The sequence below is a fragment of the Pseudomonas sp. PS1(2021) genome (genome assembly GCF_020405165.1).
Taxonomy (GTDB): domain Bacteria; phylum Pseudomonadota; class Gammaproteobacteria; order Pseudomonadales; family Pseudomonadaceae; genus Pseudomonas; species Pseudomonas aeruginosa.
Window position 1 is genome coordinate 2,904,664 of sequence record NZ_CP084484.1, and the last position, 12,239, is coordinate 2,916,902.

Annotated in this window: 11 protein-coding genes; 5 read left to right on the plus strand and 6 right to left on the minus strand. The window is 66.8% G+C overall.

What is annotated here, in order from left to right; genetic code table 11:
- Positions 1–32: 32 nt before the first annotated feature.
- From LE197_RS13900 to LE197_RS13925, 6 genes are all read right to left on the minus strand, one after another.
- Entirely contained in the window at positions 33–857 is an 825-nt protein-coding gene (locus tag LE197_RS13900) for an AraC family transcriptional regulator (protein ID WP_003097872.1), read from the minus strand.
- Between the two features lie 57 nt (positions 858–914).
- Entirely contained in the window at positions 915–1,352 is a 438-nt protein-coding gene (locus LE197_RS13905) for a hotdog fold thioesterase (protein WP_003087490.1), read from the minus strand.
- Between the two features lie 49 nt (positions 1,353–1,401).
- Positions 1,402–3,069: an AMP-binding protein gene (locus LE197_RS13910; RefSeq protein ID WP_003122891.1), complete on the minus strand. Its 1,668-nt coding sequence runs from the start codon at positions 3,067–3,069 to the stop codon at positions 1,402–1,404.
- A 126-nt stretch (positions 3,070–3,195) separates the two neighbouring features.
- Positions 3,196–3,660 (minus strand): phosphohistidine phosphatase SixA, encoded by a 465-nt coding sequence (gene sixA, locus LE197_RS13915; RefSeq protein ID WP_003117751.1) that lies wholly within the window; start codon positions 3,658–3,660, stop codon positions 3,196–3,198.
- The gene (locus LE197_RS13920) at positions 3,657–3,998 is read right to left on the minus strand and encodes a DUF4389 domain-containing protein (RefSeq protein WP_003097882.1); all 342 of its coding nucleotides are present in this window, start codon (positions 3,996–3,998) and stop codon (positions 3,657–3,659) included. The genes sixA and LE197_RS13920 overlap by 4 nt, the downstream gene beginning before the upstream one ends.
- A 13-nt stretch (positions 3,999–4,011) precedes the next feature.
- Positions 4,012–5,034 carry an NAD(P)H-dependent glycerol-3-phosphate dehydrogenase gene (locus LE197_RS13925; protein ID WP_003087482.1) on the minus strand — a complete coding sequence of 341 codons (1,023 nt, stop codon included), beginning with the start codon at positions 5,032–5,034 and terminating at the stop codon, positions 4,012–4,014.
- Between the two features lie 150 nt (positions 5,035–5,184).
- On the opposite strand from LE197_RS13925, the gene LE197_RS13930 reads away from it, so the two are divergent.
- The 5 genes from LE197_RS13930 to fabB all read left to right on the plus strand — a co-directional run bounded on the left by LE197_RS13930 (position 5,185) and on the right by fabB (position 12,108).
- Entirely contained in the window at positions 5,185–7,293 is a 2,109-nt protein-coding gene (locus LE197_RS13930) for a TonB-dependent receptor plug domain-containing protein (RefSeq protein ID WP_012614312.1), read from the plus strand.
- Between the two features lie 171 nt (positions 7,294–7,464).
- Entirely contained in the window at positions 7,465–8,223 is a 759-nt protein-coding gene (locus LE197_RS13935; RefSeq protein ID WP_012614313.1) for an ABC transporter substrate-binding protein, read from the plus strand.
- Positions 8,220–10,175 carry an ATP-binding protein gene (locus LE197_RS13940; RefSeq protein ID WP_003097889.1) on the plus strand — a complete coding sequence of 652 codons (1,956 nt, stop codon included), beginning with the start codon at positions 8,220–8,222 and terminating at the stop codon, positions 10,173–10,175. Before LE197_RS13935 ends, LE197_RS13940 begins: the two co-directional genes overlap by 4 nt.
- 188 nt (positions 10,176–10,363) lie before the next feature.
- Positions 10,364–10,879, plus strand: coding sequence for a 3-hydroxyacyl-[acyl-carrier-protein] dehydratase FabA (gene fabA / locus LE197_RS13945; protein ID WP_003087475.1), 516 nt, complete (start codon positions 10,364–10,366; stop codon positions 10,877–10,879).
- Between the two features lie 11 nt (positions 10,880–10,890).
- The gene (gene fabB / locus LE197_RS13950; protein ID WP_003097892.1) at positions 10,891–12,108 is read left to right on the plus strand and encodes a beta-ketoacyl-ACP synthase I; all 1,218 of its coding nucleotides are present in this window, start codon (positions 10,891–10,893) and stop codon (positions 12,106–12,108) included.
- Positions 12,109–12,239: the final 131 nt, after the last annotated feature.

The window sequence follows — 12,239 nt, forward strand, 5'->3', positions numbered from 1 at the left end:
CACGAAAAAGGGATCGGAAAGGAAAACGCGAATCAGCGCTGGCGCAGGCGCGCCGGCGGTAACCCATAGGTGCGCCGGAACAGACGGCTGAAGTGCGCCTGGTCGTAGAAACCGAACTGCTGTGCCACCTGGCTCAATGGCTGCTCGCCGCGCAGAACCAGCGGCAAGGCGCGCTCCAGGCGCAGTTGGGTCAGCCACTGGTGGGGCGGCAGGCCGCAGTGACGGCGGAAGCGCCGCAGCACCTGCCAGGGGCTCAGGCCGCAGAAGGCGGCCAGTTCCTCCAGGTTCGGCGGGTACTCCAGGCGCGACTCCAGCCAGTCGCGCAGCCGCGTCCAGTCGCGCTGGCCGAAGCCTTCCCGGTCGCCCTCCTCCAGGCGCAGGCTGCTGCCCAGGCTGAGCAGGCAGGCCAGCGCCTGCCAGAGGTGCTCTTCCAGGGCCAGACGGTTCTCCAGCGCCGCCGCTCCGCCGAGCATGCCCAGGTGCAACTGACGCAGGCGCTGCTGCAGACGCTCGTCGCGGACCAGGCTACTGGTCAGACGCGGCGCCCCCCGACGGCCGTCGCTGAAGTCACGGCTGGCGCGCTCCAGCCAGTCGGCATCGAGCGCCAGGACGCGGATACGGTAGCCCTCCTCGCCGGCGCTGCTGCCGTCGTGGATGCTTTCCGGCGCCATCAGCAACGCGTCGCCGGCCCCGGCCAGGCGCCGTTCGCCGCCGGCGGCATAGCGATGCCGGCCCTGCAACAGCAAGCCGATGTGGTACTCCAGGTGGAAGTGCCGGGGAAAGGAAAAGCGGTTGTGCTCGGCGTCTATCAGGCGTACGCCGGGAATCCCGCTGCTGAGATGGGTGATCTGTTCCATCCCGCTACTCTACCGCCCGCGGGACGGAACGATCTTGGACAAAATTGCGGACCGCGCTCAGCCCGCCCTGCCCGCCAATGGCACCACCGCCATGGTCAGGCGGGCGATGCAGCTCGGCTTGCCGTCGTCGCCACTGAGGCGGATGTCCCAGACATGGGTGGTGCGCCCCAGGTGGATCGCCCTGGCCACCGCGGTGACCCGGCCGCTGCGCAGGCCACGCAGGTGGTTGGCGTTCACTTCCAGGCCGACGCAGTAGTACTGGCTGGTATCGACGCACAGGTAGCTGGCCATCGAGCCCAGGCTTTCCGCGAGGACCACCGAGGCGCCGCCATGCAGCAGGCCGAACGGCTGGTGGGTACGCGAGTCGACCGGCATGCTCGCGGTCAGCGACTCGTCGTCGAAGGCTTCGAAGCGGATGCCAAGCAGGTCGCCGATGCTGTTCTTCTGCGAGGCGTTCAGTTGCTCCAGGTCGGGCGTTTGTCGCCAGAGGCTCATGGGAATTCCTTGCGCAAGGGGGAAGCCAAGGGCTTCCCGTCGGTGGGAGTCATTCGTGCCAGAGCACGGCCTCGCGGCGTTCCACCCATTCGTGGAAGCGCGAGCCATAGGCACCTTCCACCATATTGCGCTTGATCTTCAAGGTCGGCGTGAGGAAACCGTTGTCCACCGCCCAGGTTTCCTGCACCAGGACCAGGCCGACCAGGCGCTCGTGCTTGTCGAGCGCACCGTTGACCTGTTCCAGGTGCGCCCGCAGGCTGCTTTCCAGCGCCCCGCGGGTACCGTTGAGGGCCTCCCGGCGACCGACCTCGGAGAGCACGCAGAGCCCCAGCGGCGCGCTGAGGCCCTCGCCGACCACGCAGACCTGCTCGATGCGATCGTGCACCGCCAGGCGGTTCTCGATCGGCGCCGGCGCCACGTACTTGCCCTTGCTGGTCTTGAAGATTTCCTTCATCCGCCCGGTCAGGCGCAGGTTGCCTTCGGCGTCCTGCTCGCCCTTGTCGCCGGTGCGCAGGAAACCATCGGCGGTGAGCACCTCTGCGGTCTTCTCCGGCTCCTTGTAGTAGCCGACCATGGTCGCGCCGCTACGCACCTGCACCTCGCCCTCGTCGCTGATGCGTACCTCGACGCCGGGGCTGTTCTGGCCGATCCAGCCGGTCTTCTGCCTGCCGGGCCGGCAGACGTGGGAGTAACCGCTGTTCTCGGTCATCCCGTAGACCTCGAGCACATCCAGGCCCAGGCGGCGATACCAGAGCAGCAGCGCCTCGGGTACCGGCGCCGCGCCGCAGAGCGCGTAGCGCACCGCGTCCAGGCCTAGCCCGGCGAGCACCTTGCGACCGACGATGCGGCCGAGGATCGGCAGCTTCAGCAGGCGGTCGAGCTTCTGCGCCGGCATCTTCGAATACACCCCCATCTGGAACTTGGTCCAGATGCGCGGCACGCCGAACAGCAGGGTCGGCCGCGCACGCTTCATGTCCTCGACGAAGGTGTCCAGGCTTTCGGCGAAGAACACCGTGGTTCCCCCGTAGAGCGACCCCATCTCGACGAACATCCGCTCCGCCACGTGGCACAGCGGCAGGTAGGAGAGCATCCGGTCGTCTTCGCGGGTGCCGAACAGTTCCACGCCGCGGCTGGCGGCGAAGGCGAAACTGCTGAAGTTGTGCATCACCCCCTTGGGCACGCCGGTGGTTCCGGAGGTGTAGATCAGGGTGGCGAGTTGCTCGGCAGCGGTCGGCGTGTCGCCTTCGAGCGGCGCGCAGGCCTGTAGGTCGCTCCACTGGCGGTCGAAACGCCCTTCCGGGTGCAACGGCATGGCCACGGTCGGTATGCCCTCGGGGACTCCGGGCGCCATCGCCGGCCAGTCGTCGAGCTTGCCGACGAAGACCACCGCCGACTCGGAATGCTCCAGCACCTGGCGCGCCGACTCGGCGGTGAGATTGGGATAGAGGGGGACGGAAACGTGCCCGGCCATCCAGATCGCCAGGTCAATGACGATCCAGTGCGCACAGTTCTTCGAGATGATCGCGATACGGCTGCCGGCGGGGAGATCCAGGCTGCGCAACCAGGCGGCTGCACGCCGCGCCTGGTCGCCCACCTCGCCCCAGCTCAGCTCCTCGACCCGGCCGCCACCGATGGGCTGCACCAGGTAACGCCGTTGCGGATGACGCTTTTCGCGCTCGAAGAAGACTTCGAGCGGCAGACGATTTGCAGTGACCACGTACCGCCTCCGTTGTTGTTGTTCTGGGAGATCGACCAAGCACTTGCTTGGTCGAATATTCCATCACAGCCAACCGCAGGCAAGCCGGGAAATGTTTCGGTTTGTAGTCGTTGTGCCAGGCGCTTCCTAGCCGTGCCGCGGGTGATGCAGCGAGACCAGGGTCATCAGCCCGGCGGCGGCGAAGTCGCCTTCCAGCTCGGCCAGCGAGGCAGTGCTCATCGGCAACGGATCGCGCCGGTTGCCATGCACCAGCAGACCGCCCAGCGCCCCGACCAGGGGCTGGTGGCTGACCAGCAGGAGATTGCGCTCGCTGCGCTCGTCGAGGAAACCGAGCACCTCGCGCGGATCGTCGTCGGGGGTCAACCAGGGCGCGGTGCCGACCGGCTCGACCAGGCCCAGTGCCTCGCGCACCAGCTCGGCGGTCTGCTGGGCGCGCACGTAGGGGCTGGCGAGAATCCCGTCCAGCGGCAACCCGGCCAGCCGCGCGGCGCTCTGCAGCACCTCCTTGCGTCCATGGGCGGTCAGGCGCCGCTCGGAATCCCGGCTGGCGTGCGGTTCGGCCTCGCCGTGGCGCAACAGCCAGAGTTTCACAACTTCGGCTCTTCGTCGCGCGCCGGGTGCGCGGCGGGCGGCACGCTGTGGGCGGCCTCGCCCTCGGCGGCGCGGGCGCTCGGCCAGTCGGCGAACGGCCAGGGTTTCTCGTCGCTGTGGAAGGTACCGAAACGGCCGATCTGCGCCAGGTACTGGCTGAGGCTGTCGCCGAAAGCCATCAGGCTGCCGTTCGGCGCGCCGTAGATCAGTCGGTAGACCAGTTGGATCACCACCACCGCCCCGAGGAGCAGTTCGGCGACCTGCCAGACCAGGACGAACAGCAGCATCCAGAGGATGCGGATGGCGATCGATTCGCGTGCTTGCGGGTCTGCGGACATGGCGGTCTCCTCGTCAGAAGCCGGTGGTGGGAATGAAATCGACGTCGGTCTTCGGCTCGCCGCGCATCAGCAGCTGGATGACCTGCGCCAGGGTGCGGCCTTCGAAGAGGATCGCATGGAGACCGGCGACCAGCGGCATGTACACCTGCATCTCGTCGGACTTTTCCTTGAGTACCTTGAGAGTGTTCACACCCTCCGCGGTCTCGCCCATGCGCGATACCGCCTCCTCCAGGCTGAGCCCCTCGCCGAGGGCGTGGCCGACCTGGTAGTTGCGGCTCTTCGGCGAGGAACAGGTGACGATCAGGTCGCCGACGCCGGCGAGGCCGAGAAAGGTCATCGGGTTGGCACCGAGCTTGACGGCGAACCGGGTCATTTCCGCCAGCGCGCGGGTAATCAGCATGCTGCGGGTGTTCTCGCCCATGTCCATCGCCGCGGCCAGGCCGGCCATGATCGCGTAGACGTTCTTCAGCGCACCGCCGAGTTCCACTCCGAAGCGGTCGCGGCTGGCGTAGACGCGGAAGGTGCGGCCGTGCAGGGCCGCCTGGACGCGGGCGCACAGCTCGTCGTCCTCGCTGGCGACCACCGTGGCGGTCAGCTCGTGCTCTGCGATCTCGCGCGCCAGGTTCGGGCCGGAAATCACCCCGATGCGGGCTTGCGGGGCGATTTCCTCGAGGATCTCACTCATCAGCTTGAAGGTGTGCGCCTCGATGCCCTTGGTCAGGCTCACCAGCAGCTTGTCCGTCAATGCCGCCTGGTGTGGTTGCAGCACCTTGCGCAGGGCGCTGGAGGGCAAGGCGACGAAGATCAGTTGGCAATCGGCCAGGGTGCGCTCCAGGTCGGTGACCGGCTCGACCCCGGGATGCACCTTGACCCCTTTCAGGTAGCGCGGGTTCTCGCGTCGTGTGCGGATCGCCTCGGCCTGCTCCGGGTCGCGCATCCACTGGCGGACCGCCTGGCCGTTCTCGGCCAGCAGGTTGGCGATGGCGGTGCCGAAACTGCCGCCGCCGAGCACGGCAATCGGTTGCTGCTCTGTCATGATTCATCCATTTCTGGCCGCCACGCGGCAATCACGCCATTATACGGTCGGCCAGCCGGCCGACCAGTCTTGACGCCGGCGCTGGCAAAAGCCCGCGCCTCGTTTACCATGCCCGGGCCAGACAATACCTATCGAGAACAAGGTCGTTCCGTGCCCATCGCTTCACGTGCTCCCGCCTCCCTGACCCTGCTGGCCCTGCTGTTCGGCGGCAAGCTCGCGGCCGCCGACCTGTTCAACGATCCCAGCGGCGTTCCCGAAGTATTGACCGCGACACGCCTGAAACAATCCCCGGCGGAAGTTCCCGGCAGCATCAGCGTGCTCGACCGCGAGCTGATCGTCGCCAGCGGCGCCCGCGACATTCCCGAACTGATGCGCCTGGTCCCGGGCATGATGGTCGGCTACCTGTCCGGCAACCAGCCCACGGTCAACTACCACGGCACCAGCATGTCGGGGGCGCGGCGCCTGCAGGTGCTGATCGACGGCCGCTCGGTGTACCGCCCGGGCCTTGCCAGCGTCGACTGGAGCGACCTGCCGCTGGCCCTCGAGGATGTCGAGCGGATCGAAGTGTTCCGTGGGCCGAATACCGTCAGCTACGGCGCCAACGCATTGATGGGGGTGATCAACATCATCACCCGCGCCCCCGGCGAGTCGCCCGGCACGCGTCTGAAGTACACCGCAGGCCAGCGCGGCATCCGCGACTGGTACGCCAGCCAGAGCATCGCCCTGGAAGACAGCGACTTCCGCCTGTCGCTGTCCGGCCAGGAAGACGACGGCTTCGACCACGACCACGACGGTCACGCCCTGCGCGACGGCCGCCGGCTCAGCCGCTTCAACCTCAACGCCAGCCACAGCCTGGCGCCGAACCAGAGCCTGGAGTGGCAACTGGCGGCCAAGGAAGGCTCGAACCAGCACCCCTACGCCTACCGCTCGCCGTTTCCCCAGGTTCCCGACGACATCGACAACTCCGATACGCTCGCCCACGACTATGCCGGTTCGCTGCGCTGGAATGTCGACCTCGACCCGCGCCACAGCTTCTATATACAAGGCTACGCACAGCACTGGGAGCGCCGGCAGGAATGGAACGCCTGCGAGGCGGCCATTGCCTTCAGCCCGCAACTGGCGCAGCTCTGGGAACTGAACCCGGACTACCTGCGCAGGTTCGCCGACGATCCGACCCGGCTGCCGCCCGGCAGCGCCCAGGAGTTGCAACTGGCGACCCAGGTCCTCGACCAGCTACGCAATGGCGGACTGCGTCCGGTCTGCGGACGGGTCGACCGCAACATCCGGGAAAGCCGCTACGACCTGGAGATGCAGGACACCCTCAGCCTGGGCGACAACCTGCGCCTGCTGAACGGCCTGAGCTACCGCTACGACCAGGCAAACTCCGAGACTTTCTACGGCGGCAGGGTCAGCAGCCAGATCTGGCGGCTGTTCAGCCAATTGGAGTGGCATGCCGGCGAACACTGGCTGCTGCAGGGCGGGGGGATGCTCGAAGACGTCGAGGGCTCCGGCAGTTCGTTCAGCCCGCGGCTGGCGGTGAACTACCTGTTCAACCCCCAGCACAGCCTGCGCGCGGTCTATTCGGAGGCAGTGCGGTCACCGGGCATGTACGAAAACGACGTCGACTGGCGCTACCGGGTCCGCCACCTGACACCGGCGCCCTATGGGCAGAGCGAAGCCTACTACTTCGCCAGCGCCCACGGCCCCGGCGACCTGGGCAAGGAACACACCCGTTCGCGCGAGATCGGCTACAACGGTTTTTTCCGCGAGACCGGGCTGGCCGTGGATGTACGCCTGTTCCACGAGGAAATCACCGGACTGATCAGCGATCCGCTCAGCGTCGTCGACTTCAGTCCGGACAACGGCGATCGCATCCGCTTCTCCGGCGCGGAAGGCCAGCTCGACTGGCGCCTGGGCCTACGCGACCGCCTGCGCGCCACCTACGCCTATCTCGACTACGACGCCACCAGTCGCTACGACCGGCGCCTGACCGCCCGCCACGGCGGCTCGGCCGGCTGGATGCACGACTGGGGCCAAGGCTGGTCCAGCGCCCTCTTCTATTATGGCGACGACTCGCTCAATGGACATCGTTTCGAACGCGTCGACCTGCGCCTGGCCAAGCGCATTCCCCTGGGCAAGGCCGCCCTGGAACTGGCCGGCGTGCTCCAGCAGCGTCTCGACGACGAACCGCTGACGTTTCCCGACAACCGCTACGACAGCCGCCACCTGCTCTACTTCAGCGCCGAGGTGACGTTCTAGATGCGTCGCTTGCGCCCCGCCCGCCGGGCTTTCCAGGCGCTGCTCGCGCTCGTCTTCTGCTGTCTCCCGCATGTCGGCGAGGCCGCGCAACTGGTCCTGGTCAGCGCCAACCAGGGGGCCGCGGTGAACGCCTTTCGCGATGCCCTGGCGCAGCGACGGCCGCAGGACCAGGTGGAACTGCGCACGCCCGCGGCCCTGGCGGAGGGGGTGGTCTTCGCCGACGACACCCGCCTGCTCCTGCTCGGCCCCGAGGCCCTGGCCTGGCGCCTGCGCCAGCACCGGGCGCCGCCGACCCTGGCGCTGCTGCTCAACCGGGTCGATGGCCAGCGCCTGCTGCCAGGCGCCAACGGACATGGCGGACACGGCGTCGGAGGTCTCTGCGTACTCTGGAGCGACCCGCCGGCGTCCCGCCAGCTCCGCCTGGCGCGCCTGATCCTGCCGGGCATCCAGCGCATCGGCGTGCTCTACGGCAAGGACAGCGAATTCCTCCTCGACGAGCTTCGCCGCGAGGCCCGCAGCCAGGGGCTCCAGCTGTTCGTCGCCAGCAGCAGCGGCAACGACGACCCGCGCCCGCTGCAGTTCCTGCTCGGCAATAGTGACCTGCTGCTCGGCATCGACGACAAACAGCTGTACAACTCGCAGAGCATCAAGAGCCTGCTGCTCGGCAGCTACGCCAAGAACCGCGCGCTGCTCGGCCCCACCGCAGCCTTCGTCAAGGCCGGCAGCCTGGCGAGCAGCTACAGCGACCAGGAGGATTGGCTGGACACCCTCGACGAATTGCTCGGCCAGGCGCCCAGGCACTGGCCCCTCAGCCTCTATCCAGGGCATTTCAAGGTGCTCGGCAATCGGCAGGTAGCCCGTTCCCTGGGTATCGACCTGGCCAGCGACGCCGACCTCGGCCGGCGCCTCGCCGAAGGAGAAGAACCATGAGCCAGCGCCACGGCTGGGACATCCGTACCCGCATGCTGGCGATCAGCCTGGGCCCGGCGCTGCTGCTGACCCTGTTGCTCACCGCCTACTTCACCTACTCGCGCCTGCAGGACCTGCGCCAGGAACTGACCCATACCGGCCAGTTGATCGCCGACCAGCTGGCGCCGGCCGCCGAATACGGCGTGATCGCCGGCAACACGCCCGTGCTGCAGAAGCTGCTGCAGGCCACCCTCGACACCCCGCATGTGCGCTTCATCGAGGTACGCGACCGCAACGACAATATCCTGGTGTACGTCGAACAGTTGCCCGGCGCGTTGCAGAACGCCGCGCCGATCGACATCTTCCACTCCACCATCCAGCGCCAGCGTATCGCCCTGGCCAGCGACCCGCTGCTGGATGGCGCCAGCGAAGGCGACGGCCAGTCCGGCGAGGACTACCTCGGCCGGGTGGTGGTCGGCATGTCCAACGACGCCTTCAGCCAGCGGCAACAGGAAATCCTCCTGAAGGCCGCCCTGCTGGCCGCCTTCGCCCTGATCCTCACCTTCCTCGTCGCGCGCCGCCTGGCGCAGCGCCTGTCGGCGCCGATCAGTACCATGGGCCAGGCGGTCGAGGCGATCCAGAGCGGCGACTACAAGACCAGCCTGCCGATCCTCGACGACGGCGAGATCGGCGACCTGGCCCGTCACATCAACAATCTCGCCAGCGGGCTGGACCGCGCGAGCCGGGAACAGGAACAGGCGATCAGCCAATTGATCAGCGCCCGCGAGGAAGCGGAGCAGGCGAACCGGGCGAAGTCCGACTTCCTGGCGATGATGAGCCACGAGCTTCGCACCCCGATGAATGGCGTGCTGGGCATGCTGCAACTGCTGGAAACCACCGAGCAGACCCGCGAACAGGCCGAGTACACGGCGCTGGCCACCGAGTCCACCGAACACCTGCTGAAGGTCATCAACGACATTCTCGATTTCTCAAGGATCGAACGCGGCGCGCTTGAACTGGAGTGCATCCCCTTCAACCTGCTGGAACTGGTGCAAGGCTCCGCCCTGGTGTTCCAGCACAGCGCCCAGCAACGCGGACTGGCGCTGGAATTGCAGATCCAGGCCGGCCTGGAGAATATCGAGGTCTGCGGCGATCCGACGCGGATCCGACAGATCCTGGTGAATCTGCTGGGTAATGCGCTGAAGTTCACCGAGGAAGGCGCCATCCATCTCAGCCTGGAGTGGCAGGCTCTCGATCACGACGTACTGTGGCTGACCTGCGCGGTGCACGACAGCGGCATCGGCATCTCGCCGGAACGCCTGGAACATATGTTCGACGCCTTCCAGCAGGCGGATTCGTCGATTTCCCGACGCTACGGCGGCACCGGGCTCGGCCTGGCGATCGCCAGGACCCTGGCGGAACGGATGGGCGGCACCCTGCAGGCAGAGAGCAAGGAAGGCTCGGGATCGACCTTCACCCTGGAGATTCCGCTGCCCTTCCAGCAGTCGCCGGCGCACCGGCAGCAGGCCGCCGGCGACGCCGCCCCGGTCGCCGCCGGTCAGGAAATCCTCCTGGTCGAGGACAATCCGGTGAACCAGACAGTCATAGAAGCCATGTTGCGCAGCCTCGGCTATCGCGTCACCCTGGTCGCCGACGGTATCCAGGCGGTACGCAGCGCCGAGCGCCAGCGCTACGACGCGATCCTGATGGACTGCCGCCTGCCGGTGCTCGACGGCTACTCGGCGACACGGGAAATCAGGGCCCAGGAGAACGGCCGGCAGGTACCGATCATCGCCCTGACCGCCAACGCCCTGCAGGGCGATCGGGAGAACTGCCTGCAGGCGGGAATGAACGATTACCTGGCCAAGCCATTCAAACGGGCGGAATTGCAACGCATACTGCAACGCTGGATCGGCTCGCAGCCGGAACTCCCCGTGACATCGAACGAAACCGGACGAGGGGAGCCGGAGTGATCTACGACAAGGGCGGCAAGCGGACGCGGGAATAAAGTGAACATCTGTTCGCCGGACACTGTGACTTTCACCGCAACGCAACAGTCTATGACTAGGCTGCCGCTGCGACGCCGATACAATAACCCGGCGCGACGGCCGCTGGACGAACCGCCACAACCCTGCAGTTCAGGGATTTTTGAGGAGCTCGCATGACCAAACAACACGCCTTCACCCGAGAAGACCTGCTGCGCTGCAGTCGCGGCGAGCTGTTCGGCCCGGGTAACGCGCAACTTCCCGCCCCCAACATGCTGATGATCGATCGCATCGTTCACATCAGCGATGTCGGCGGCAAGTATGGCAAGGGCGAGCTGGTCGCCGAGCTGGATATCAACCCGGACCTGTGGTTCTTCGCCTGTCACTTCGAAGGCGATCCGGTCATGCCCGGTTGCCTGGGCCTGGATGCCATGTGGCAGCTGGTCGGTTTCTACCTCGGCTGGCAGGGCAACCCCGGCCGCGGCCGCGCCCTGGGTTCGGGCGAAGTGAAGTTCTTCGGTCAGGTTCTGCCGACAGCGAAGAAGGTCACGTATAACATTCATATCAAGCGCACGATCAATCGTTCGCTGGTCCTGGCCATCGCCGACGGCACCGTCAGCGTCGATGGCCGCGAAATCTACAGTGCCGAAGGCCTCCGCGTCGGCCTGTTCACCTCCACTGACAGCTTCTAAGGGTTATCCGCATGCGTCGCGTCGTTATCACCGGTCTGGGCATCGTTTCCTGCCTCGGCAATGACAAAGACACCGTTTCCGCCAACCTCCGTGCGGGTCGGCCCGGCATTCGCTTCAATCCGTCCTACGCCGAGATGGGCCTGCGCAGCCACGTTTCCGGTTCGGTCGACCTGAACCTCGAAGAGCTGATCGATCGCAAGGTCTTCCGCTTCATGGGCGATGCCGCCGCCTACGCCTACCTGGCGATGGAGCAGGCGATCAAGGACTCCGGCCTGACTCCGGAACAGATTTCCAACCCCCGCACCGGCCTGATCGCCGGCTCCGGCGGCGCTTCCACCCTGAACCAGATGGAAGCCATCGACACCCTGCGCGAGAAAGGCGTCAAGCGCATCGGCCCATACCGCGTGACCCGCACCATGGGCAGCACCGTATCGGCCTGCCTGGCCACACCGTTCCAGATCAAGGGCGTCAACTACTCGATCTCCTCCGCCTGCGCCACCAGCGCCCATTGCATCGGCCAGGCCATGGAACAGATCCAGTTGGGCAAGCAGGACGTGGTCTTCGCCGGCGGCGGCGAAGAGGAACACTGGAGCCAGAGCTGCCTGTTCGACGCCATGGGCGCCCTCTCCACCCAGTACAACGACACGCCGGAAAAGGCCTCCCGCGCCTACGACGCCAAGCGTGACGGCTTCGTCATCGCCGGCGGCGGCGGCATGGTGGTGGTCGAGGAGCTGGAGCATGCGCTCAAGCGCGGCGCCAAGATCTACGCCGAGATCGTCGGCTACGGCGCCACCTCCGACGGCTACGACATGGTCGCCCCGAGCGGCGAAGGCGCGATCCGCTGCATGCAGCAGGCGCTGGCCACCGTCGACGCGCCGATCGACTACCTGAACACCCACGGCACCTCCACCCCGGTCGGCGACGTCGCCGAGATCCGAGGCGTGCGCGAAGTGTTCGGTGACAAGGCGCCGGCCATCAGCTCGACGAAGAGCCTGTCCGGCCACTCGCTGGGCGCCGCCGGCGTGCACGAGGCGATCTATTGCCTGCTGATGATGGAGGGCGGCTTCATCGCCGGCTCCGCCAACATCGACGAACTCGACCCGGAAGTGGCCGACCTACCGATTCTCCGCGAGACCCGCGAGAACGCCAAGCTCGATACCGTCATGAGCAACAGCTTCGGCTTCGGCGGCACCAACGCCACCCTGGTCCTCAAGCGCTGGCAGGGTTGATTCCCTCCATCGCCGCATGAAGCGCCCTCCGGGGCGCTTTTTTGTACCCAGCGTTTCTTTACCCGGACTGCATGAACGGGCTAAACCTCCCGCCCTGCCTGCCGATAGTACTGGTCAGCCCCGTCCCTCTT